Genomic DNA, 21,298 nt, shown 5'->3' with positions numbered 1-21,298 from the left:
AAACCAGATGCCCCGCGGTGCTCTTGGGTTTTTCGCGAGCAGGCTCGCTCCTACAGGTTTTAATCCTTGCCGATGTTCAGAGCCCCCAGCGCAGCAGCAACAGCACCAGCACGACCAGGAACACCGTCTCCCCCACCATCAGCAGAATCGGCTTGATCCCGACCGCTGCCAGCTCGCGCAAGCGGGTCTTCATGCCCAGGGCACTGATGGAAATCACCAGGCACCAGCGCGACAGTTCGTTGACCGATCCCTGCACCGCAGGCGCTATCCATCCGGTGCTGTTGATGCAGGCCAGAATCAGAAAGCCGACGGCGAACCACGGCAACAGCGGCGGGCGCTTGCCGGTCGGATCGGCGCCCTGCATGCGGGTGATCATCGCCGCAGTGACGATCACCGGCAGCAGCATCGCAACGCGCATCAGCTTGACCACCGTGGCCGTGTCGCCGGTCTCGGTCGACATGCTGTAGCCGGCGCCGACCACCTGGGCCACGTCGTGGATCGTGGCGCCGAGGAACACACCCGCCACCTGCGGCGACAACTGCAGCCAGTTGGCGATCATCGGATAGACAATCATCGCCAGAGTCGACAACGCCGAAACGCCAATGACGGTGAACAGGGTCGCCCGCTCTTTCTGCGGATGGTTCGGCAGCGCCGCTGCCAGCGCCAAGGCCGCCGAAGCGCCACAGATGGCCGTCGCGCCGCCGGTGAGCATGCCGAACAGGCGCTGGAAGCCCAGGGCCTTGGCGGCGATCACAGACACGCTGATGGTCACCACCACCAGGATCACCACCAGTGCAATCGGCTTCCAGCCCAGCGCGGCCATTTGCTCCAGGGTGATGCGCATGCCCAGCAGCGCCACGCCGATGCGCAGCACGGTGCGGGCGGTGAACTCGATACCGGCCTTGCAGGGACCGTCATCGGCGAGAAAATTCAGGGCCATGCCCAACAGCAAGGCAAACAGCATGACCGGCGCACCGTAGTGCTCGGACAAGAACGACGCGGCAGCGGCCACGATCAGGCTGACGATAAACCCAGGTGCCAGTTCGCGCGTGCGACTATGGATACGGGTAAGAGCAATGGCGCTCATGGCGCGGACTCCTCGGATGCGATGACGATAAACGCCTGGCCGTCGATGATCTCGACCGGGTAGTTGGTGACTTTGACCTGCCTGGAGTTGAGCAGGTAGCCGCTGTGCAAATCGAAGCGCAAACCATGGGCGAGGCATTGAATCACCCGGCCTTCAAGACGCCCTCCGCATAGGGAAGAGCCCTGGTGCGGGCAGCTGTCGTCAATGGCAAACAACTGCCCGTCGACGTTGAACAGCGCCAGGCTTTTGTCTTCGAATTCGAACAGCGCCCGGCCTCCAGCCTGCGGGTGTTTGCCGGCTGGCACGGGAATGCGTCGGGTCATGCTGGCTGCCGCTCGCGATCACTTTCCTTGAGGGCTTCGGTCATGGCCGCGAGCAGCGCCTGAGCAGGTTGTGCGCCGATCACCGTCATGCGGTTGTCGAACTTGAAGCTCGGCACGCCACTGGTCGCGTCGGGGGATCCTTCAAACGGCGTGGCATCGCCCTTCAGGCAATCGAGCACCCCGTCCGGAGCGACGCCGCAGGAGCGGGCAATGGCAAGCAAGGTCTCACGGCAACCGAGGTTTTCACGTCTCAGGAAATAAGCGGCGAACAGTCGCTCGAGCAACATTTCACGCTGACTGGCATTGCCCAGTGCGCTGGCACGCTCGAACAAACGATGGGCGTCCGCGGTGTTGGGCATCGTCTCGATACGGCTGAGGTCGATGGCCAGTCCAACCGCTCCGGCAGCCTGCTGTACCTGATTCTGACGCATGGTCATTGCGTCGGCATTGCCCAGGCGCTTGCGGTAGAAATCGGCGAAAGGTTCACCTTCTACCGGTATCTGGGGCAGCAACTGCACGCCATGCCATACGGTGGTGATCTGCACATCCGGGTGGCGACTGCGAAACTGCACCTGCGCATGCTCCAGTTGGCGTTTGCCGATCAGGCACCAGGGGCAGATAAAATCGAAAAACACATCAATACGTAAACGACGACTCACAACTTCACCTCTATCCCGGCTGCACTGACAGGCTCAGGCACGCTCTGACCCTCAAGCCGGGCGATATCTTTTTGGTAATGGCACTTGGCATAGAAGAACACCGCTGCCGCCGCGAGGCTGACCAGTGGCACTAATTGGAAAGCGGCATGCAGCCCGATGAGGTCGGACACACGGCCAGTCAGGAACGGCCCGGGTGCCAGCCCCAGCAGGTTATTGGCCAGGGTCAGCGTGGCGAACGCCGTACCGTGGACGGAGTAATGGGTCAGGTTGGCAACCATCGCACCGGCGGGGCCGGTGGTGCCGGTGGCAATCGCCATGCCCAGACAGACCAGCGCCAGTTGCACAGGCCCTGCCGACAATGCGAACGCTGCCGACAGCAACAGGCAACTGCCCAGGCAAAAACCAATGGCCAGGCTGACCTTGCGCTCCGGCGAGTTCCGACACAGGCGATCGCTGAGCATGCCGCACAGGATCATCCCCGCACCGCTGCACAACACGATGATTGCCGCCATGCCACCGGCCTTGTCGGTAGGCATGTCGTAGTAGCGGTTGAGGTAGCTGGGAATCCACACCATCACCGTACCGCCGACGAACAACTGCAAGCCGCTGGCGATGTAGGTCGACACCACCGAACGGCTGGACCACAGCGTGCGCAGCGGACGCTTGACCGCGGCAGCCGTCTTGTTCGCAATCTGCGCGGCACGTCGTGGCGCGATGCGCGCTTCCTTGACGATGAGCGGATAGAGCATCGCCAGCACCAGGCCAAACAGCGACATGCCGGCGAACGACCAGCGCCAGCCCAGCTTGGCGGCAATCGCACCGCCCAAAGCCATGCCCAACACCGAACCGAACATGCCGCCGGCCATGAAGGCACTGGCCAGGGTGGCCCGCATGTGTTTGGGGAACACCGAAATCACCACCGCGATGCCCACGCTGCCGTAGGCGGCTTCGCCGACGCCAACCATGAACCGCGCAATGAACATCTGCTGGTAGTCCTGAGCCAGTGCGCAACCCAGGGTCGCCACGCTCCACAGGAAAGCCATCAGCGCCAGGCTCTTGACCCGACCGAAGCGGTCGGCCATCAACGACAGGGGAAATGTCAGCAGGCCGACCATCAGGGCAACGATGCCGCTAAGCAGACCCAGTTGTCCGTCGCTCAACGCCCACTCAGTCTTGAGCAGGGGGAATACCGCGTTCAGTACCTGACGCGACATGTAATCGGAAATCAACAGACCGAACGTCAAGGCAAAGACGATCCAGGCATATTGGCGCGCAACGCCGACTCCGCAGGAGTCGTCATCGTCAGCGGCTATTGGGTGAAAGGCCATGCAGCCTCCTCAAGAGCTTTGTTTTATTTTTGTTATCAAGCGTGTAACGGTCAGGCGGACGAGAGGTCACGGCCTCTCGCCCCGACCCTCGGTCATCCGCGTTGCGGTACACCTTTCTGCCCAGCCTTGCGGTTGGGGGCCATGCCGTTGGCCAACAGGGTTTCTTCGATGGTTTCGTACTGCACGCCGATGCGGTAGATCTCGCGGGCTTCTTTGCCGGTGGCGATTTCACGGCCCAGTTCATGGGCAATGCGCACGGTTTGCCGGATCTGTGCAACCGAGCCGAAACGATCGCCCTTGTGATCAATGATAGTGTCTTCATTGCCCACGCGCGGGTGCATGCCCATGGCCATCGACATGGTGTTGAACGGCATGACGTTCTTGAGCAGCGATTCGGAAGTCAGGGTGCAACCGTCCGGCGCGCGGTGGATGAAGTTGAAGAAGTTGAACGGGTTCGGGCCGTCGAAACCGCCGCCGATGCCGATCCAGGTCAGGTTCAGCGGGCCCTTGTAGATGCCCCTGCGCACCAGGCGCTCGAGGGTTTCCATGGCGTGCATGCCGGTCAACTGGAAGTGTGGCTGGATGCCGTTGTCCATCAGGCGCTTGAGGTGCTCGGCCACCCAGGCCGGACCTGCCGGTACGGTCATTTCGCTGTAGGCGGCGTGGATCAACGGGTTGTCCAGGGAGGTGCCCTTCAGGTACTCCGGATACAACAGTTCCATGATGTTCATTTGCGTGGTGTTGATCGCGACCGTGACCTGATCCGGTTTCGGCGTCAGCTCGGCCAGCATGTGGCGAGTGTCGTCGGACAGCCACTTGGCCGCTTCGCCATCGCTTTCCGGAGCGAAGGAAATCGAGCCGCCGACCTGGATGATCATGTCTGGCACGGCTTCACGCACACCGGCGATCAGCTCGTTGAACTTCGACAGGCGCTTGGAGCCCTTGCCGTCCAGTTCGCGCACATGCAGGTGCAGCACGGTGGCGCCGGCTTCATAGCATTCGACCGCTTTCTGGACTTGCTCATCCATGGTCAACGGGATGTCTTCCGGGAAGTCTTCCGGCATCCACTCCGGGCCGTACGGGGCCACGGTAATGACTACCTTTTCCATGTTTTCGGGGTGCAGGGAATCGTCGAAGAATTGCATGGTTAACTCCAGTTCTTATGCCAGTTCTTATGATTGTTCCGCCCACCCGGGGTCGTGCCGGGCAGACGTGTTTACGAGTGCGAATGCTGCGAGTGCGGATGCAGGTGGCGTTCGATCAGAACGTCTTGTCGCCGATAATCCCGGCACGCTCCATCTTGCGATGGCACGGCGGGTAATCCATGACGGCGTAGTGCTGGGTACTGCGGTTGTCCCAGATGGCGATACTGTTGGGCTTCCAGCGCCAGCGCACCTGATACTCAGGGATGTACGCCTGGCTGATCAGGTAACGCAGCAACTCGCCGGCGCCGGGGTTGGCGTCCTGGCCGAAGCGCACCCGCTCAGGGGTGTGGTAGTTGCTGAAGTGGGTGGTGAAAGCGTTGACGAACAACACCTTCTCGCCGGTTTCCGGATGGGTGCGCACCACCGGGTGTTCGGCGTCCGGGTACATCGCCTTGAGCGCCAGGCGTTTTTCAATCGGCATGGCGGCACCGAAGCTCGCTTCGATGCTGTGGCGGGCACGCAGGTCGGCGATCTTGACCTTTACGTCTTCCGGCAAGTTCGCATAGGCCTGGACCATGTTGGCCCACATGGTGTCGCCGCCCACTGGCGGGCATTCCACGCAACGCAGCACGCAGCCCATCGGCGGTGCTTCGCGCCAGGTGGCGTCGGTGTGCCAGGCGTTTTCATAGCGGTCCATCGGCTGGTCAGGATTCTTGTAGATCTGCACCAGCCCCGGATGCTCCGGATCACTGCCGGCCACCGGATGATCCTCCAGCTCGCCGAAGCGCCGGGCGAAGGCCACGTGCTCGGCGCGGGTGATGTCCTGATCACGCAGGAACACCACGCGGTGCTTGAGCAACTGGGCACGAATCTCGGCAAACAGGCCATCGTCATGCACTGCGTCGGCCAGGTTGACGCCGATCAGTTCGGCGCCAATGCTGCAGGTCAATTGTTCGACTTTCATGGCTGGCCGCTCCTTAAACGACGAAAATCGATGAGCCGGTAGTCTTGCGCGATTCAAGGTCGCGATGGGCCTGCACGGCGTCCTGCAGGGCGTAGTGCTGGTTGATCTCGATCTTGATCCGGCCGCTGCCGACATGGTCGAACAACTCACCCGCCAGGGCGGCTTTTTCCGCAGGGTCGCTGATGTAGTTGGCCAGGGCAGGACGGGTCAGGTACAGCGAACCTTTCATCGCCAGCATCACCGGGTCGAACGCCGGGATCGGGCCGGACGCGGTACCCACGCAGACCATCAGGCCACGGGGTTTCAACGAATCCAGCGAACCCATGAAGGTGTTCTTGCCAACGCTGTCGAACACCACGTTGACGCCCACGCCATCGGTCAGTTCGCGAACGCGAGCGGCGACGTCTTCATGGCTGTAATTGATCGTATGGTCGCAACCGTGAGCCCGGGCGATTTCCGCTTTTTGCTCGGTCGAAACCGTGCCGATCACGTTCAGGCCCAGTAACTTGGCCCACTGCGAAACGATCAGACCGACACCGCCAGCAGCGGCATGCAACAGGATGCTGTCACCCGGTTTGAAGTCGTAGATGCGGCGCATCAGGTACGAGGACGTCAGGCCACGCATGGTCATCGCGGCAGCGGTCTCGAAGCTGATGGTTTCCGGCAGCTTGATCAGCGGCGCGGCCGGGATCAGGCGCTCGGTGCTGTAGGCGCCGAGGGTGTTGAGGAAACCGGTGTAGGTCACGCGATCACCGACCTCGACGTTGGTGACCCCTTCACCAACGGCCTGGACTACGCCAGAGGCCTCGACGCCCATGCCGTTGGGCATCGGAATCGGGTAGGTACCGTTACGGAAATAGGTGTCGGCATAGTTCAGGCCAACCGCCACATGACGAAGGCGAACCTGGCCGGGACCGGGTTCGCCGACTTCGACGTCCTCATAACGTAGAACTTCGGGACCACCGGTTTCGTAGAAGCGTACGGCTTTGGCCATTTTTCTTATTCTCCAATCTGCAATATGGGCGTGTTGCATCGAATTGCGCTGATTGGACTGTAGGACGAGGCCTGTTGAGACGCTTCTCATCAGACGACAATGGCTTTTCATTTGGTGACAGGCAGAAACGGGATCGTTCTAGCCGGTCCGGTCGTCACCTGCGCTATCATCGCCCGCCTCGATGCCCCAAGAGCCTTGACCCCGGATGTCCGAAGCACTGCCACTGCCCAACGATCACCTAGCCCTGCCGCCGGTCCTGGCCGGCCCGCTGTTGCGGCGTCTTGAGCCCATGCGGCTGGTGCTGTGGCTGGTGGGTTCCCGGGCGCTGGCGCTGACCTTGCGCTTGCAGGGCGTCGGCGATATCCGACTCGATACCGGGCAATGCACAGTGATTGCGGTGGGGGCTCATGCCTTTGTGCACTTGATCGATGTGCAACTCGATTGCGCCCTGCCCCGGGATGAATCGATCAACTATGACCTGCTGATCGATGGCACAGAAAAAGGCATCGCCGACTGGGCACCGCACCTGCTGTATGGCGATGCCCATTGCCCGAACTTCGTCCTGCGCGCACGGGTCGATCAGTTGCTGCACGGTTCTTGCCGCAAACCTCATCACCCGGCGACAGACGGCTTGCTGTGCGTCGACCGGTTGCTTGCCCAGGAACACGAGGCAAAGGACCGCCCGGCACTGCTGATGATGACTGGCGATCAGGTCTACGCCGACGATGTCGCGGGGCCGATGTTGCGGGCGATTCACGCCTTGATCGCGCGTCTGGGGCTGTTCGGGGAGCACCTCGAAGGCGCGGTGGTCAGCGACAGCGCCAGGCTCTACGAGCATCCGGCCAGTTACTACCACCGCGCGGATCTGCTGCCGGCACTGCAAAGCAATGAAACCCTGCGCGAGCGATTTTTCGGTGGCGCGCGCAAGCCGATTTTCACCAGCAGCAGCGCCGACAATCACCTGGTGACCTTCGCCGAAGTCATGGCCATGTACTTGTTGGTCTGGTCGCCAGTGCCCTGGACCCTGATCGCGCCCCAGGCACCGACGCTGACGCCGCAAAGGCTCAAGCGCTATGCCCTTGAGCAGACGCGCATCGATGCCTTCAAGGCAGGCCTTGGCGACGTCGCGCGGGCACTGGCGCATCTGCCGACGCTGATGATTTTCGACGACCACGACATCACCGATGACTGGAACCTTTCCGCGCAATGGGAAGAAACGGCCTACGGCCATCCGTTCTCCCGGCGCATCATCGGCAACGCGCTGCTGGCGTACATGTTGTGCCAGGGCTGGGGCAACAACCCGGATGCGTTCGCTACCCTGCTGGAAAAGTCCGGAGCCTTGAGCGACAGTGCACGCGACCTTCACCTCGACAGCACGGTTCAGGATGACTTGATCAGTGATCTGCTGAAGTTTCAGCACTGGCATTACGTGCTGCCGACCACCCCGGCCATGGTGGTGATCGACACCCGCACCCGGCGCTGGCGCAGCGAGATGAACCTCAAGCAGCCTTCCGGTTTGCTCGACTGGGAAGCCCTCAGCGAACTGCAACAGGAACTGCTGGACCACCCGAGCGCAATCATCGTTTCACCGGCACCGATCTTCGGCGTCAAACTGATTGAAACCGTGCAGCGGGTATTCAGCTGGTGCGGTTATCCACTGCTGGTGGACGCGGAAAACTGGATGGCCCATCGCGGCGCGGCACAGGTGATCCTGAACATTTTCCGCCACTCGCGCACCCCGGGTAACTACGTGGTGCTGTCGGGCGATGTGCACTATTCCTTCGTCTACGAAGTGCTGATCCGCCACCGCAAGGCCGGACCGCGCATCTGGCAGATCACCAGCAGCGGCATCAAGAATGAATTCCCGCCCAGCCTGCTCGAGTGGTTCGACCGCCTCAACCGCTGGCTGTACTCGCCACGCTCACCGTTGAACTGGCTGACCAAGCGTCGACGCATGCGCATCGTGCCCCACGTGCCCGAACACGCCGAAGCGGGTGAGCGGCTATGGAACTCGGCGGGGATCGGCCAGGTGTTCTTTAATGAAAAAGGTCAGCCGCAGGACATTTTTCAGCACAACGCCAATGGCTCGCCGAAGACGCGGATGGTGGCCCCCGAAAGCGGCGAGTGATCCCACAATTGATCGGAGTCGCTCATGGACCTCACCCGCACCCTGATCATTGGTAATTCCGGTTCCGGCAAGAGCTGGCTGGCGCAGCGGCTGGCCGAGCAATTGAGTGTGCCCTGGACCGATCTCGACCGGATTCACTGGCTGTCCGACGAACACAGCATCCCCCGCCCCCGAAATGAAGCGCTGGGAATGGCGCGGATCGCTGCCGATGAAGAGCGCTGGGTGATCGAAGGGGGTTACGGCTGGATCGTCAGTGAAATCCTGCCACGAGCGACTGCGCTGATCTGGCTGAGTGTAGGGGACGAGGAATGCGTGGCCAACATTCGACAACGCGAGGGCGGGCGCGATGAACAGGACCTGTTGCTTATCGCCTTGCTGGAGTGGGCGGGCAGTTATCGCCAGCGGCTGGGGTCCAGTGGGTTTGCGGCGCATCAGCAACTGTTCGAGGGGTTTTGCGGTGCGAAAATCCGGCTGGAAGACCGGGAGGAAATCACCGCACTAGCTCGTCACTCGTAAGTATCCGGAGCTGTGGCCTGACACAAACCTGATGGATGGCATGTAGCTCAGAATGGGATTACACCTGTCTCGGAAACGTCCTGAAGAACATTCGGCGATACTTGATACAAATGTGGATGCACTTTCTACGTAACAACCACTCGTAGGTATCGCCTTGCTAACATGTACTCATTTCTGTACGTTCTCTGCATCAAGCGAGGACAAACACATGGAAACCATCAACTACACCAACGCTCGGGCACATCTGGCGCAAACCATGGACCGGGTGAATGAAGATCGCGCCCCGCTACTGGTAACTCGTCAGAAAGGCGAGCCGGTAGTGATGATGTCATTGGCCGAATACAACGCTCTCGAAGAGACCGCCTATCTGCTCCGTTCCCCAGCCAATGCTGAACGCTTGATCAAATCAATCGGTAACCTGCGAGCCGGCAAAACCAAAGCCAGGCAACTGATTGAAGAATGAATATCGAGTTCACCCCTGAAGCCTGGGACGATTATCTCTGGTTCCAGCAGAACGATAAGGCAGGGCTCAAACGTATCAACCTGTTGATCAAAGCTATCCAACGTGAGCCTTTCGACGGCCTTGGAAAACCCGAACCGCTCAAGCATAACTTGAGCGGGTTCTGGTCACGCCGGATTACGGCTGAGCATCGTCTGGTCTACGCCATTGAAGACGGAGAAATACACGTCGTGATGTGCAGATACCATTACTGAGCAGAACCTCAGCCAGCGTTCACTACCCGACCCACCCCTCTGACAATCATCTCCACCTCCCGCTCATCAAGGGTCAGCGGCGGCAGCAGGCGAATGGTGTTGCCCCGCGTGACGTTGATCAACAAGCCATGATCCCGGGCGGCGATCAGGCTCAGGTCGCGGATCGGTTGCTTGAGTTCGATGCCGATCATCAGGCCCTGGCCGCGTATTTGCGAGACGTTCGGGTTGCCCGCCAGTTCTGTGCGCAATCTTTCGAGCAGGCGCGCCCCCTGAAGCCGGGCGTTTTCCAGCAGCCCTTGTTCTTCGACGATATCCAGCACGGTGCATCCGACCCGACAGGCCAGCGGATTACCGCCGAACGTGCTGCCGTGGCTGCCCGGCGTGAACAGTTCGGCCGCCTTGCCACGGGCCAGGCAAGCGCCGATGGGCACGCCGTTACCCAGGCCTTTGGCCAGGGTCATGACGTCCGGGACGATGCCTTCATGCTGGAACGCGAACCATTGGCCGGTGCGGCCGATACCGGTCTGGATTTCATCGAGCATCAACAGCCATGAGCGCCGGTTGCACAGTTCCCGCACGGCCTTGAGATAGCCCGGCGGCGCCAGTTGCACGCCGCTTTCGCCCTGGATCGGCTCCATCAGGATCGCCACGATCCGCGAGCCAAAGGCCTGTTGCACCTTGTCCAGCGCGCCGAGGTCGCCGAACGGCACTTTGACGAAATCCCCCGGCAGCTTGTTGAAACCCAGGCGCACCGCCGGGCCATCGCTGGCAGACAAGGTGCCGAGGGTGCGGCCATGGAACGCATTCTCCATGACCACCACCAGCGGCTGCTCGATGCCCTTGTGCCAGCCATGCAGCCGGGCGATTTTCAGTGCGGTTTCGTTGGCTTCGGCCCCGGAGTTGTTGAAAAACGCCCGGTCCATGCCCGCCAGCTGCGTCAATTTCTGCGCCAGCCGTTGCTGCCAGTCGATGCTGTAGAGGTTCGAAGTGTGCAGCAGCAACCCGGCCTGCTCGGTAATGGCGGCAACGATTTTCGGATGGGAGTGGCCGACGTTGGTCACCGCCACACCGGCGACCGCATCCAGGTATTCGCGACCGGCCTGATCCCACAGGCGAGTGCCCAGGCCCTTGTTGAAACTCAAGGCCAGGGGTTGGTAAGTGCTCATCAGGCAGGCGGCGGTCATGACATCAAGCTCCAGCAAGGGTCGGTGTTTTTGCAGTATGGTTAGCCACCAGAGCTGGATAAACACCGTAAAACTTCAATCATTTAAAAGCAGAGCTTGATAATGGATTTATTCCAGGCAATGACCGTCTACGTGAAAGTGGTGGAGACCGGCAGCATGACCGCCGCCGCCTTGCAGTGTGAAATGTCCACGACCATGGTCGGCAATCACCTCAAGGCCCTGGAGCAACGGCTGGGTGTGCGCCTGCTCAACCGCACGACGCGGCGCCAGCGGCTGACCGAGTTCGGCGCCGCGTATTACCAGCGCTGCCTGGAAGTGCTGGGGTTGGTGGCCGATTCCGAGCGACTGGCCGAGCAGGCTCTGGACGAACCGAGCGGCATCCTGCGCATCACCGCGCCCCTGACCTTCGGGACCGAGCGCCTGGCCCCGGCATTGAGTGAGTTCAGCCGGCAAAACCCGCGGGTGAAACTCGACGTGGTGCTGACTAACCGACGCCCGGATCTGCTGGAAAACGGCCTCGATGTAGCGTTTCGCCTCGGGGCACTTGAGCCCTCCAACCTGATCGCCCGCCCGCTGATCGACTACACCCTGACCATGTGCGCGTCACCGGACTACCTGGCCCGTCGCGGCACTCCGCAAACACCTGAAGACCTGCGCCATCACGACTGCCTGTCCTTTGCCTATCCGGCCGGAGATGACTGGCAATCGGTGCAAAAGGAATGGCGCCTGGCCGGTCCCGATGGCGAAGTCAGCGTGGGGGTCGGCGGGCCGATGCTGATCAACAGTTCCGCCGGACTGCATCAAGCGGCGCGCACCGGCATGGGCATCGTGATGATGCCCGACGCCTTGGTCGAGCAGGACCTCAAGGACGGAAAGCTGTTGGCCTTGATGCCCGATTACTGTCCGCCCAGCCGGCCGATGCACCTGGTCTATGCCCAGGATCGCCACCGTTTGCCGAAGTTGCGCCGTTTCGTCGAATTCGCCATGCAGCTGTGGGGCAAGCACTGATCCGCTGACCGACGATTCAGTGCCAGGGTCGTCGATTCCCCATTCACTACATCCCCGCCTTCACCAGCACCGGCTGTTCCTGATAACGATCCGGGTACAGCTGTTTCAACTGCGCGACCTTCGGCAAATCGTTGATCACGATGTATGGATAGGTCGGATGCTCGGTCAGGAAATCCTGATGCTCCTCCTCCGCCGGGTAGAAACCGTTGAAGGTTTCAAGCTTGGTCACGATCGGTTTGTCGAAGACATGCGCGGCGTCGAGCTGGGTGATGTAGGCCTGTGCGACCCGCTGCTGCTCAGCGTTTTTGGTAAAGATCGCCGAGCGGTACTGGGTGCCGCTGTCCGGGCCCTGGCGGTTGAGTTCGGTCGGGTTGTGCGCCACGGAAAAGTAGATCTGCAGCAAGGTGCCGTAACTGACCTGGGCTGGATCGAACGTGACTTCGACCGACTCCGCATGGCCGGTATTGCCGTTGCTGACGCGCTCGTATTGCGCAGTATTGGCCGCCCCGCCCGCGTAGCCGGAGACGGCGTTCTTCACGCCTTTGACATGCTGGAACACACCTTGAACACCCCAGAAGCAGCCACCGGCGAACACCGCGGTTTCGCTGCGGGCCTGGGTGCTTTCATCAAGGGCCGGCGGTGGAAGGATGACCGCCTTTTCGGCACCGCCGAAAGAGAAGGCCGAGCATTGGCTGATGATGCCGGCAGCCGCCAGCCCCAGCAGGATACGGCGCCAGGTAAAGAGTGTTTTCATGGGGCGAACTCCTGAAGCGTTGAACAGTTATCAGCCGAAAGTGAAGGCGTAAGCCGACGCACCCGGATCAAGAAACTCGATACTGAAGGTCCGGTCGGTCACGCCGCCGCTCTGGCGTACCAGTTGATATAAACGCTGGTCCGTCACGGTGCCGCTGCCATCGGGTGCCACGTCCATGCCATGGGCATCGCCGGGGGCCTTGCCGTCAATCAGCACCTTGAAACGCACCGGTTTGCCATCGGCGCCAGGGCCGAGCACCAAATGCAAATCACGGGCGTGGAAGCGATAGACGATGCGGCTGGCCGGGGCGCTGGCGGTGGCCCGCTCCGGGCCGACATGCCACTGACCGCCCAGGCTCCAGTCGTTGAGGGCCAGTTGCGCCGGCGGGTTGTAGGCCGCGACCTTGTCCGGCACCAGCGCGGTTTCGGGCACGAAATGCTCAGCGCGCTGGTAGCCGACATAGGTTTCCGGCGACTGCACGGCGTCCTTGTCCGGGGCCATTTGCACGCCATCGGCCTTGGCACTGATCAGCCCGTCGGCGACCTTGGCCGCCCCCGCCTCGCGCAGCAATTGCTGGATGACCCGCTCCGATTCGGCGTACGCGCCTTCGCCGAAATGGTGATAACGAATGCGTCCCTGGGCGTCGGCAAAGTAATGCGCCGGCCAGTACTCGTTGTTGAAGGCGCGCCAGATCTTGAACTCGTTATCGATGGCCACCGGGTAGTTGATGCCCAGGTCTTTCATGGCCTTGGTGACGTTGCTGACATCGCGTTCGAAGGCAAACTCCGGCGCATGCACGCCGATCACCACCAGGCCTTGATCGCGATACTTCTCGGCCCAGGCTTTCACATAGGGCAGCGAGCGCAGGCAGTTGATGCAGGAGTAGGTCCAGAAATCCACCAGCACGACCTTGCCTTTCAAGGCCTGGGCATCGAGGGGTGGCGAGTTGAGCCATTGCACGGCGCCCTCCAGCGACGGCAGGTTGCCTTCGACCGGCAAGGTGCCCGGGTTTTTGTCAGCCACTTGCACCGCGCCGGCGGAGGTCGAGTTTTGCGCCATCATCGCCCCGCTGTTACGCGGTAACTTGCCGGACAGTTTCTCCACCAGCGCTTGCTCGATACCACTGGTCGACGCCGTGGAAAACCGCGCCAGAATCCCCGTGTCCAGACCCAGGGCAATCGCTGCCACACCGGCCAGCATCGCCCCGCCAAGACCGCGACGCAGCCATTCGCCCGCGCCAATCGAGCGTTTCATCGCGGTGAAGACTTTGCCGCCCAGCAACAAGGCCAGCGCGAGGGAAGTGGCGGCACCAGCGGCGTACGCCAGCAGCAAAAAGGTGGTTTGAATGCTGGCGCCTTGCAGCGCCGCACCGGTCAGCAGCAGGCCCAGGATCGGCCCGGCGCACGGCGCCCACAGCAGGCCGGTGGCCACGCCGATCAGGAGCGAAGCACCGGGACGTGGCCGTGCATCGGCGCCCGCCGCCTCCGACAAACGACTGCCCGCCGCCACCAGTGGCCGGGTCAGACGCTCGGCCAGTTGCGGCAGCAACAGCGTCAGACCGAACAACGCCACGAACACCAGCGCCAGCCAGCGCCCGTACTGATTGAGTTGCACCACCCAGCCGCCGCCCACCGCCGCCAACGTGGCGACCAGCGCGAAGGTCAGCGCCATGCCCACCAGCAGCGGCAACCCGCTTTTGACGAAGGGTTGCCCGGTGCGGGCGAAGACAAACGGCAATACCGGCAGAATGCACGGGCTGACAATCGTCAGCACACCACCGAGATAAGCGAGGACCAGCAGCCACATGGCGATTACCTGCAAAAAGTGAGTGGAATGGAATCACACCGTCTTGGGCACGAATTTCATCGCCAGGCCGTTCATGCAGTAACGCAGGCCGGTGGGTTTCGGGCCGTCGTCGAAGACATGCCCCAGATGCCCGCCACAGCGCCGGCAATGAACCTCTTCACGGACCATGCCGAACGCACGGTCCTGGCGGGTCGCCACGGCCTTGTCCAGCGGTGCCCAGAAACTTGGCCAACCGGTGCGGCTGTCGAATTTGGTCGCCGAGGAAAACAGCGGCAGCTCGCAACCGGCACAGACGAACGTGCCATCGCGGTGCTCGTTGTTCAGCGGGCTGCTGTAGGCTCGCTCGGTGCCCTCTTCGCGAAGGATTTCGTACTGCTCGTCGCTCAGAAGAGCGTGCCATTCGCTGTCGCTGTGGATCACTTCGAATACCTCCGCTGCGCTGGCTTCACTGATCAAGGCCGAGCCTGTGGAAAACTTCGGCAACAGGCCGATCGCCAGGGCTGCCACCCCCAGCCCGCCGCTCGCTACAAGAAATTGCCGTCGTGAAAACATGTTCGTCTCCAAAAATCCAGGGGTGTTTCATAGAACACAGCCTAGGCTTTGGGTGATCGCCAAATCCTCACGGGAAGTTAAACAATTCGTGATAACTCGGGCGCCGAAAAACCCGCACAATGCATATGCCACAGCTGTAGGAGCGAGCTTGCTCGCGAAGAACCTGAGGGCGCCACGGGGTGTCAGGTGTCCCGCGTCATCGTTGGCCCCCATCGCGAGCAGGGCTCGCTCCTACAGTAGGGGGCATTACGCACAATGCGCCGAAGGATTGAGCTGTATGGAACAGACCAAACGCGTCCTGGTGGTCGAGGACGATATGCATATCGCCGACCTGATCTGCCTGCATCTTCGCGACGAGCAGTTCGAGGTGGTGCACAGCGCCGATGGCAATGAAGGCATGCGCCTGCTGCAGCAAGGCAACTGGGACGCACTGGTCCTCGACCTGATGCTGCCCGGTGTCGACGGCCTGGAAATCTGCCGCCGCGCCCGCGCCATGGCCCGCTATACGCCGATCATCATCACCAGCGCGCGCTCCAGCGAAGTGCACCGGATTCTCGGCCTCGAACTGGGTGCCGACGACTATCTGGCCAAGCCCTTTTCCATGCTTGAACTGGTGGCCCGGGTCAAGGCGTTGCTGCGCCGGGTCGATGCCATGGCGCGCAACCTGAAAATGGACGCCGGCAGTTTGCTCACCGACGGCCTGGCCATCGACCCGATCACCCGCGAAGTGTCCCTCGATGGACGACGCCTGGACCTCACGCCCCGGGAGTTCGACTTGCTGTATTTCTTCGCCCGCCAGCCCGGCAAGGTGTTTTCGCGCATGGACCTGCTCAATGCCGTGTGGGGCTACAGCCACGAAGGCTACGAGCACACGGTCAACACCCACATCAACCGCCTGCGCGCCAAGATCGAGGCCGACCCGGCGCAACCGGTGCGCATCCTCACGGTCTGGGGGCGCGGCTACAAATTCGCCACCGGGGAGGAACCACGGCCATGAGGCTGACCCTGACGCAACGCCTGTCCCTGGTGTTCGCCGTGCTGCTGCTGGTGTGCTGCGGCACGTCGGCGTGGATGCAGGTGCGCTCCAACCAGATGCATGAGCAGGAAGTGGTGCAAGGCTTGTCCCGGGACCTGGCGCAGCACATCGCCCGCGACACGGTGTTGATGGACACACAGGGCCTGATGCCCAATGCCGTGCGTGACCTGTTCAGCAAGCTGATGCAGGTCAACCCGAGTGTCGAGGTGTACCTGCTGGACACCGAGGGCAAGATTGTCGGCAGCGCCGCGCCCGAAGGCCGGATCCGTCGTGAACGGATCGACCTGGCGCCGATCCAGCGCCTGTTGCGGGGCGATGCCCTGCCGATTCTCGGCGACGACCCGCGCAGCGCCGATGCGCGCAAGGTGTTCAGCGCCGCACCGCTTAAGGTCGACGGCAAGCCGGCCGGTTATCTCTACGTGGTGTTGCTCGGTGAAGACCACGACCGCCTGGCCGAACGCGGTGCGACCAGTGCAGCGCTCAACACCGCGCTGTTGTCCATCGGGCTGGTGGCGTTGCTGTGCCTGATTGCTGGTCTCACCGCATTTGCCCTGATCACCCGGCCGTTACGCCGCTTGACCGAAACCGTCAGCCAGTTCGACATCGATGGGGTGCCGGTCACACCGGCCCTGCCCGTCACGGTGGAAAAAGCCGCGAGCCACGATGAAATCGCCGTACTCGATGCGGCGTTCCGACAGATGCAGACACGCCTGGGCGAGCAATGGCGCTCGTTGACCCGCCAGGATCAGGAGCGCCGCGAACTGGTGGCGAACATCTCCCACGACTTGCGCACGCCGCTGGCCTCGTTGCACGGTTATCTGGAAACCCTGTCGCTCAAGGACGCCACGCTGTCCCCTGCCGACCGCCGTCGCTATCTGGGCATCGCGCTGGACCAGAGCCGCAAGGTGGGTGGTCTGGCGCAGTCGCTGCTGGAACTGGTGCGGCTGGAACATGGCTTCGTACAGCCGGTGCTGGAACGCTTTTCCCTGACTGACCTGGCCCAGGACATCTTCCAGAAATTCGAACTCACCGCCGAAGCGCGTCAAGTCGAGTTGAAGGCCACTTTTGCCGCCAACGTCTCGGCGGCCTGCGCCGACCTTGGGCTAATCGAGCGGGTGCTGACCAACCTGTTCGACAACGCCCTGCGCCATACCCCGGCCGGTGGCGAGGTCGAACTGGGCCTGCGCCCGCAAGGCTCATTCATCGAAGTCACGGTCAGCGATACCGGCCCCGGCATCGCCCCGGAACTGCGCGAAGGGTTGTTCCTGCGGCCGTTCAATATCGGCGGCGCACGCCGTGATGGCGGGTTGGGGTTGCGGATCGTGCATCGCATCCTGCAATTGCACGGGCGCGAGATTCAGTTGATCGATATGCCGGGGCGGGGTGCGACGTTCCGGTTTTCGCTGCCGATCGATGAAGAAACAGCGACTGCGTTGGCGGTGCGGTCGATGAACCTGAATACCCCGCGGCAGGCCTGAAAAGTTGTGGTGCCTGACAGGGCCCCATCGCGGGCAAGCCCGCTCCCACAGGGTGAGTGGGTGTACGCAAGATCTGCGAACAACCCAAACCACTGTGGGAGCGAGCTTGCTCGCGATGGTCTCAAGGGCACCGCGTTCATCCAGAATGAACGCGTTATCGTTAACGTCCATCGCGAGCAGGCTCGCTCCTACAGGGGAGCAAAAACATGACCGGCCGCCTGTTGATCCGTGACAACGCCGTCCCGGTCCAATAGATTAGTCGGCCTGAAAAAGCCCCCGGGCTTTTTCGCCCCTATTCAAGTTCAAAGAAGTAGTGAAATTTCAATGTCCGATTCCAATACCGCTGAAACCGTAGTCACCTTGTCGTCCAAAGCGGAATACGAAAACTCCATCAATCTTTCACAACACGTGCCTCAGGCCAAGACCATCAGCGAGATGGTGCTGGACGCGTTCCAGTCCACCCGCGAAAGCGACCAGATCCGCGAACTGCGCGCCGCGATCCGCCAGGCCCACGACAGCTTCGATGACGATAAAGCCTACGAACTGATGGGCCAGCTCAAGCAGCTCAAGGACGCCGAGGCTGCCGATATCGCCGCCCTCGAAGACCTGAGCGGCAAATTCCCGATCAGCCGCATCCTGTCCAGCTTCAAGGACGATCCGGCGTTCCAGGAAATCGTCTACGGCCTGGCCCTGAAGGTGCTGAACCAGACCCACCAGGCCATCAGCAACCCGAGCGGCGGCAAGAGCAAAGCCGCCAAGGCGAAGAAAGAAGTCGAAGTGTTCACCATCAGCAAGGACGGCATTAGCGTCACCCTGCCGCTGCGCACCCCGCGCTCGCGCCTGAGCGTCGACCGTGAAGCCCTGGAATTCCTCGGCCTCACCTTCGTTGGCGAAGGCGAAGAGGCGGAACTGGAAAGCGAGACGTTCCTGGACAACAGCGGCGCCGAGCAAGCGGTCAACCGCAAGAACATCATCACCGCCCTGCAGCAGCAGACCGCGTTCGACGGGTACAGCATCGCCGCTCAGTAATACCTGTTGTTTGTGGCAAGCCCTCTCGCCACAAGGTCCTGAGCGACCGACTCAAGAGCCCCGCCATCAGTGCGGGGCTTTTTATTGCCCGTGATTCGGGCAAAACCGCGATTACTCTTCCAGTATCGACGCAGAACACCACTTCCCTTCACCCATGAGCACCACGGGTCCGCCTGCGGGGAGCGTCAACTCACTTTCCAGCCCAGACCTCAGTGGTGCAACTGCCGAGGTCATCATGAACACGCCCCCCTTGTATCGCCAGCTGGCCAACCACTACCTGGACGCTATCCGCAGCGGCACCCTGAAAACCGGTGAACGCCTGCCCTCGATTCGGTTGATGATGGAAAAACACGCCGTCAGCCTGTCGACCGCCGTGCAGGTGTGCCGGGAGCTGGAGGACTATGGCGTGCTGGAAGCCCGGCCACGCTCCGGCAACTACATTCGCCAGCCCGACACCCTGCCCAGGCCCGCCCCGACGACCTCGGCGCCAGCGCTGGATACCCGCGCGTATGTCGGCATTCATGAGCAGGTCTGCGCGGTGCTCAAGGCCAGTCAGCGTGCGACGATCAAGGTCAATTTCGCCAGCGCCTACTGCGCGCCGCAGCTTTACCCACTGAAGACCTTGCAAGACAACATGATCAAGGCGCTGCGCTACGACGCCTGCCTGCTCGGCACCGTGGGCGGCGCCTGCGGTAACAGCGCATTGCGCAACATCCTGGCCCGGCGGGCACTGGCCAGCAAGACCCACCTGGCCTCCGAGCGGATCGTGATCACCAACGGCGCCACCGAGGCGATCAATCTGGCCTTGCGTGCGGTCACCCGCCCCGGCGACACCGTGGCCGTGGAGTCGCCGACCTTCTACGGTCTGCTGCAAATTCTCGAAAGCCTGAGCCTGCGCGTGCTGGAAGTCCCGGCCTCGGCCCATACCGGGCTCAATCTGCAGGCCCTGCAACGGCTGCTGCAAGGCCCCGAACGGGTCAAGGCGCTGATCGTCATCCCCAACCTGCAAAACCCGTTGGGCAGCATCATGCCCGACGCCAACAAGGCACGGCTGGTGAAGCTGTGCGCCGAGCACGACACCGTGCTGATCGAGGACGACACCTACGGCGACCTGGTGGACACCGAGCAGCCGCTGTCCACGCTCAAACATTGGGATAGCACCGACAACGTGATCTATTGCGCCTCACTGAACAAGACCCTGGCACCGGGCATGCGCCTTGGCTGGATCAGCGCCGGCAAATGGCACGACCGCGTGGAGATGCTCAAGCATACGCAGTCGCGCGGGTGCGAGGCGTTATCGCAACTGGCGGCCAGTGCGTTCATGAAGACACCGTCCTACGAACGTTACCTGCGGCGGTTGAGGAAAACCCTGACCGTACAACGCGAGCAGATGAGCGCAGCGATCACCCGTTATTTTCCCATCGGCACCAGCGTGACCCACCCGCAAGGCGGCACGCTGTTATGGGTGGAACTGCCTCGCCGGCATTCATCGATGACGTTTTTTCACGACGCGTTGAAGGCCGGCATCCAGATTTCACCTGGGGATATCTTTTCCAATGCCCGGCGTTTTGATCACTTTGTGCGCATTGGCTGTGGCGCGCCGTATTCGCCGCGGGTTGATGAGGCACTGCAGACGTTGGGACGTATCCTGAAAAATCAGGGTTGACCGCGACCCTGTGGGAGCGAGCTTGCTCGCGATGGCGGTGTCTCAGACACATCAATTTTGAATGTACTGATGCCTTCGCGAGCAAGCTCGCTCCCACAGGGTTGTAGGTGATCTTCAGAGCGGATTCTGGTGCAGGCAAATGATATGCGGGTCATCATTCCAGTGCGGAAAACGCTCGGCGATCAGCGGGTCGTGGCCGGGGATGACATGGTCTTCGCTGTCGGCCAGACGGTCGATCTCGGTGAAGGCTTCAAGGGTTTGCGCCAGGTCATCGAGAATCGGAAACGGACTTCGCCCGCGAATGTTGGCCCACAAATGCGCCGCATCCGAGGCCAGCACAATCCAGCCGCGCTCAGTCGCTACCCGCACCACCTGACTGCCCGGTGTATGTCCGCCTACCGGATGCAGGGTCACGCCCGGAACGACCTCGACAACACCGTCGTGCAAACGCATCCGCCCTTCGAACAGCGGCGGCAACGCCGACATCACGTCCTCGACTTCGTAGGTTTTGTTCACCGTGCGATGGACCATTTTCGGCCCGGTGCAGAAACGCAACTCCGCGTCCTGCAAATGCACGGTCGCCTTGGGGAACAACCCGAGGTTGCCGGCATGATCCCAATGCAAATGGGTAAGGATCAGGTGCTCGACCCGGGCCGGATCGATGTCCAGTTGCCGCAGGGATTCTTCCGGCAGGCGATACATCTGGCGATCGCGCCGGTGCGCCGTGGCCGGCTGGAAACAGGTGTCGACCACGATCACCTGCTGTTCGTTGCGGATGACCCAGAAGTAGTAGTCCAGCGGCATCGGCGCATTCGGATCACCGCAACAAGCGTCGTAGAGAAAATTCTCCCTGGCGGTGCGCTGGGCATTGGCACCGACACGGATGGCGAACACTTCGTACACAGGCGTGGACATAAGCACCTCCGG

General features: G+C 61.8%; 21 protein-coding genes and 1 pseudogene. 9 read left to right on the top strand and 13 right to left on the bottom strand.

Annotated elements, in window-relative coordinates; genetic code table 11:
- Positions 1–76: 76 nt before the first annotated feature.
- The 7 genes from AC1Q6Y_RS19745 to AC1Q6Y_RS19715 form a co-directional block, all read right to left on the bottom strand.
- A complete protein-coding gene (locus AC1Q6Y_RS19745) occupies positions 77–1,087 on the bottom strand; it encodes a YeiH family protein (protein ID WP_349733625.1) in 1,011 nt (336 codons plus the stop codon).
- On the bottom strand, positions 1,084–1,410 hold the full coding sequence (locus AC1Q6Y_RS19740; RefSeq protein ID WP_057716326.1) for a Rieske (2Fe-2S) protein: 327 nt from the start codon (positions 1,408–1,410) through the stop codon (positions 1,084–1,086). Before AC1Q6Y_RS19740 ends, AC1Q6Y_RS19745 begins: the two co-directional genes overlap by 4 nt.
- The gene (locus tag AC1Q6Y_RS19735) at positions 1,407–2,069 is read right to left on the bottom strand and encodes a DsbA family oxidoreductase (RefSeq protein ID WP_154947348.1); all 663 of its coding nucleotides are present in this window, start codon (positions 2,067–2,069) and stop codon (positions 1,407–1,409) included. Before AC1Q6Y_RS19735 ends, AC1Q6Y_RS19740 begins: the two co-directional genes overlap by 4 nt.
- Positions 2,066–3,397, bottom strand: coding sequence for an MFS transporter (locus tag AC1Q6Y_RS19730; RefSeq protein ID WP_154861659.1), 1,332 nt, complete (start codon positions 3,395–3,397; stop codon positions 2,066–2,068). Before AC1Q6Y_RS19730 ends, AC1Q6Y_RS19735 begins: the two co-directional genes overlap by 4 nt.
- Before the next feature lie 92 nt (positions 3,398–3,489).
- Positions 3,490–4,542, bottom strand: coding sequence for a beta-keto acid cleavage family enzyme (locus tag AC1Q6Y_RS19725; RefSeq protein WP_223501174.1), 1,053 nt, complete (start codon positions 4,540–4,542; stop codon positions 3,490–3,492).
- A gap of 115 nt (positions 4,543–4,657) precedes the next feature.
- Complete coding sequence (locus AC1Q6Y_RS19720) at positions 4,658–5,506, bottom strand: TauD/TfdA dioxygenase family protein (protein WP_057716330.1); 849 nt, start codon at positions 5,504–5,506, stop codon at positions 4,658–4,660.
- 13 nt (positions 5,507–5,519) lie between these two features.
- Positions 5,520–6,500: a quinone oxidoreductase family protein gene (locus AC1Q6Y_RS19715; protein ID WP_008050013.1), complete on the bottom strand. Its 981-nt coding sequence runs from the start codon at positions 6,498–6,500 to the stop codon at positions 5,520–5,522.
- 205 nt (positions 6,501–6,705) lie between these two features.
- Between AC1Q6Y_RS19715 and AC1Q6Y_RS19710 the strand changes: the two genes are divergently transcribed.
- From AC1Q6Y_RS19710 to AC1Q6Y_RS19695, 4 genes are all read left to right on the top strand, one after another.
- Positions 6,706–8,628, top strand: coding sequence for an alkaline phosphatase D family protein (locus tag AC1Q6Y_RS19710; RefSeq protein ID WP_492625010.1), 1,923 nt, complete (start codon positions 6,706–6,708; stop codon positions 8,626–8,628).
- A gap of 24 nt (positions 8,629–8,652) precedes the next feature.
- The gene (locus AC1Q6Y_RS19705; RefSeq protein ID WP_090453197.1) at positions 8,653–9,144 is read left to right on the top strand and encodes a P-loop NTPase family protein; all 492 of its coding nucleotides are present in this window, start codon (positions 8,653–8,655) and stop codon (positions 9,142–9,144) included.
- A gap of 208 nt (positions 9,145–9,352) precedes the next feature.
- Positions 9,353–9,607 carry a type II toxin-antitoxin system prevent-host-death family antitoxin gene (locus AC1Q6Y_RS19700; RefSeq protein WP_057716335.1) on the top strand — a complete coding sequence of 85 codons (255 nt, stop codon included), beginning with the start codon at positions 9,353–9,355 and terminating at the stop codon, positions 9,605–9,607.
- Positions 9,604–9,858 (top strand): Txe/YoeB family addiction module toxin, encoded by a 255-nt coding sequence (locus tag AC1Q6Y_RS19695; RefSeq protein ID WP_057716336.1) that lies wholly within the window; start codon positions 9,604–9,606, stop codon positions 9,856–9,858. Before AC1Q6Y_RS19700 ends, AC1Q6Y_RS19695 begins: the two co-directional genes overlap by 4 nt.
- An 8-nt stretch (positions 9,859–9,866) precedes the next feature.
- Here AC1Q6Y_RS19695 and AC1Q6Y_RS19690 read toward each other — a convergent pair whose 3' ends face one another.
- Positions 9,867–11,042: an aspartate aminotransferase family protein gene (locus tag AC1Q6Y_RS19690; RefSeq protein ID WP_492625009.1), complete on the bottom strand. Its 1,176-nt coding sequence runs from the start codon at positions 11,040–11,042 to the stop codon at positions 9,867–9,869.
- A 102-nt stretch (positions 11,043–11,144) separates the two neighbouring features.
- Between AC1Q6Y_RS19690 and AC1Q6Y_RS19685 the strand changes: the two genes are divergently transcribed.
- A complete protein-coding gene (locus AC1Q6Y_RS19685) occupies positions 11,145–12,050 on the top strand; it encodes a LysR family transcriptional regulator (RefSeq protein WP_090453193.1) in 906 nt (301 codons plus the stop codon).
- 46 nt (positions 12,051–12,096) lie between these two features.
- Here the strand turns inward: AC1Q6Y_RS19685 and msrA are convergent, their stop codons facing one another.
- The 4 genes and pseudogenes from msrA to AC1Q6Y_RS19665 form a co-directional block, all read right to left on the bottom strand.
- Positions 12,097–12,804, bottom strand: coding sequence for a peptide-methionine (S)-S-oxide reductase MsrA (gene msrA, locus AC1Q6Y_RS19680; RefSeq protein ID WP_429520745.1), 708 nt, complete (start codon positions 12,802–12,804; stop codon positions 12,097–12,099).
- Positions 12,805–12,834: 30 nt separating this feature from the next.
- On the bottom strand, positions 12,835–14,610 hold the full coding sequence (locus AC1Q6Y_RS19675) for a cytochrome c biogenesis protein DipZ (protein WP_492625008.1): 1,776 nt from the start codon (positions 14,608–14,610) through the stop codon (positions 12,835–12,837).
- 33 nt (positions 14,611–14,643) lie between these two features.
- A complete protein-coding gene (gene msrB / locus AC1Q6Y_RS19670; RefSeq protein WP_340315268.1) occupies positions 14,644–15,162 on the bottom strand; it encodes a peptide-methionine (R)-S-oxide reductase MsrB in 519 nt (172 codons plus the stop codon).
- A gap of 117 nt (positions 15,163–15,279) precedes the next feature.
- Positions 15,280–15,375: pseudogene (locus AC1Q6Y_RS19665) on the bottom strand (outer membrane lipoprotein carrier protein LolA); the annotation flags it as partial.
- Between the two features lie 64 nt (positions 15,376–15,439).
- Here AC1Q6Y_RS19665 and AC1Q6Y_RS19660 point away from each other — a divergent pair.
- The 4 genes from AC1Q6Y_RS19660 to AC1Q6Y_RS19645 all read left to right on the top strand — a co-directional run bounded on the left by AC1Q6Y_RS19660 (position 15,440) and on the right by AC1Q6Y_RS19645 (position 20,371).
- Positions 15,440–16,159 carry a response regulator transcription factor gene (locus tag AC1Q6Y_RS19660; RefSeq protein WP_090453186.1) on the top strand — a complete coding sequence of 240 codons (720 nt, stop codon included), beginning with the start codon at positions 15,440–15,442 and terminating at the stop codon, positions 16,157–16,159.
- Positions 16,156–17,676, top strand: a complete 1,521-nt coding sequence (locus AC1Q6Y_RS19655) for a sensor histidine kinase (protein ID WP_492625007.1) — start codon at positions 16,156–16,158, stop codon at positions 17,674–17,676. Before AC1Q6Y_RS19660 ends, AC1Q6Y_RS19655 begins: the two co-directional genes overlap by 4 nt.
- A 324-nt stretch (positions 17,677–18,000) precedes the next feature.
- Complete coding sequence (locus AC1Q6Y_RS19650; RefSeq protein WP_057716344.1) at positions 18,001–18,705, top strand: hypothetical protein; 705 nt, start codon at positions 18,001–18,003, stop codon at positions 18,703–18,705.
- Positions 18,706–18,940: 235 nt separating this feature from the next.
- Positions 18,941–20,371, top strand: coding sequence for an aminotransferase-like domain-containing protein (locus tag AC1Q6Y_RS19645; protein ID WP_492625006.1), 1,431 nt, complete (start codon positions 18,941–18,943; stop codon positions 20,369–20,371).
- A 114-nt stretch (positions 20,372–20,485) separates the two neighbouring features.
- On the opposite strand, the gene AC1Q6Y_RS19640 is transcribed toward AC1Q6Y_RS19645, so the two are convergent.
- The gene (locus AC1Q6Y_RS19640) at positions 20,486–21,286 is read right to left on the bottom strand and encodes an N-acyl homoserine lactonase family protein (RefSeq protein WP_090453180.1); all 801 of its coding nucleotides are present in this window, start codon (positions 21,284–21,286) and stop codon (positions 20,486–20,488) included.
- Positions 21,287–21,298 lie beyond the last annotated feature (12 nt).

The organism is Pseudomonas sp. GW823-FHT06E10, from assembly GCF_058794995.1.
This window is presented reverse-complemented; position numbering and strand designations above follow the sequence as displayed.

What these genes read in the sequence shown, in the direction of transcription:
- AC1Q6Y_RS19745 (WP_349733625.1), bottom strand. Translation starts at nt 1,087, where the DNA reads ATGAGCGCCATTGCTCTTACCCGTATCCATAGTCGCACGCGCGAACTG.
- AC1Q6Y_RS19740 (WP_057716326.1), bottom strand. Translation starts at nt 1,410, where the DNA reads ATGACCCGACGCATTCCCGTGCCAGCCGGCAAACACCCGCAGGCTGGA.
- AC1Q6Y_RS19730 (WP_154861659.1), bottom strand. Translation starts at nt 3,397, where the DNA reads ATGGCCTTTCACCCAATAGCCGCTGACGATGACGACTCCTGCGGAGTC.
- AC1Q6Y_RS19725 (WP_223501174.1), bottom strand. Translation starts at nt 4,542, where the DNA reads ATGCAATTCTTCGACGATTCCCTGCACCCCGAAAACATGGAAAAGGTA.
- AC1Q6Y_RS19720 (WP_057716330.1), bottom strand. Translation starts at nt 5,506, where the DNA reads ATGAAAGTCGAACAATTGACCTGCAGCATTGGCGCCGAACTGATCGGC.
- AC1Q6Y_RS19715 (WP_008050013.1), bottom strand. Translation starts at nt 6,500, where the DNA reads ATGGCCAAAGCCGTACGCTTCTACGAAACCGGTGGTCCCGAAGTTCTA.
- AC1Q6Y_RS19710 (WP_492625010.1), top strand. Translation starts at nt 6,706, where the DNA reads ATGTCCGAAGCACTGCCACTGCCCAACGATCACCTAGCCCTGCCGCCG.
- AC1Q6Y_RS19705 (WP_090453197.1), top strand. Translation starts at nt 8,653, where the DNA reads ATGGACCTCACCCGCACCCTGATCATTGGTAATTCCGGTTCCGGCAAG.
- AC1Q6Y_RS19700 (WP_057716335.1), top strand. Translation starts at nt 9,353, where the DNA reads ATGGAAACCATCAACTACACCAACGCTCGGGCACATCTGGCGCAAACC.
- AC1Q6Y_RS19695 (WP_057716336.1), top strand. Translation starts at nt 9,604, where the DNA reads ATGAATATCGAGTTCACCCCTGAAGCCTGGGACGATTATCTCTGGTTC.
- AC1Q6Y_RS19690 (WP_492625009.1), bottom strand. Translation starts at nt 11,042, where the DNA reads ATGACCGCCGCCTGCCTGATGAGCACTTACCAACCCCTGGCCTTGAGT.
- AC1Q6Y_RS19685 (WP_090453193.1), top strand. Translation starts at nt 11,145, where the DNA reads ATGGATTTATTCCAGGCAATGACCGTCTACGTGAAAGTGGTGGAGACC.
- msrA (WP_429520745.1), bottom strand. Translation starts at nt 12,804, where the DNA reads ATGAAAACACTCTTTACCTGGCGCCGTATCCTGCTGGGGCTGGCGGCT.
- AC1Q6Y_RS19675 (WP_492625008.1), bottom strand. Translation starts at nt 14,610, where the DNA reads ATGTGGCTGCTGGTCCTCGCTTATCTCGGTGGTGTGCTGACGATTGTC.
- msrB (WP_340315268.1), bottom strand. Translation starts at nt 15,162, where the DNA reads ATGTTTTCACGACGGCAATTTCTTGTAGCGAGCGGCGGGCTGGGGGTG.
- AC1Q6Y_RS19660 (WP_090453186.1), top strand. Translation starts at nt 15,440, where the DNA reads ATGGAACAGACCAAACGCGTCCTGGTGGTCGAGGACGATATGCATATC.
- AC1Q6Y_RS19655 (WP_492625007.1), top strand. Translation starts at nt 16,156, where the DNA reads ATGAGGCTGACCCTGACGCAACGCCTGTCCCTGGTGTTCGCCGTGCTG.
- AC1Q6Y_RS19650 (WP_057716344.1), top strand. Translation starts at nt 18,001, where the DNA reads ATGTCCGATTCCAATACCGCTGAAACCGTAGTCACCTTGTCGTCCAAA.
- AC1Q6Y_RS19645 (WP_492625006.1), top strand. Translation starts at nt 18,941, where the DNA reads ATGAACACGCCCCCCTTGTATCGCCAGCTGGCCAACCACTACCTGGAC.
- AC1Q6Y_RS19640 (WP_090453180.1), bottom strand. Translation starts at nt 21,286, where the DNA reads ATGTCCACGCCTGTGTACGAAGTGTTCGCCATCCGTGTCGGTGCCAAT.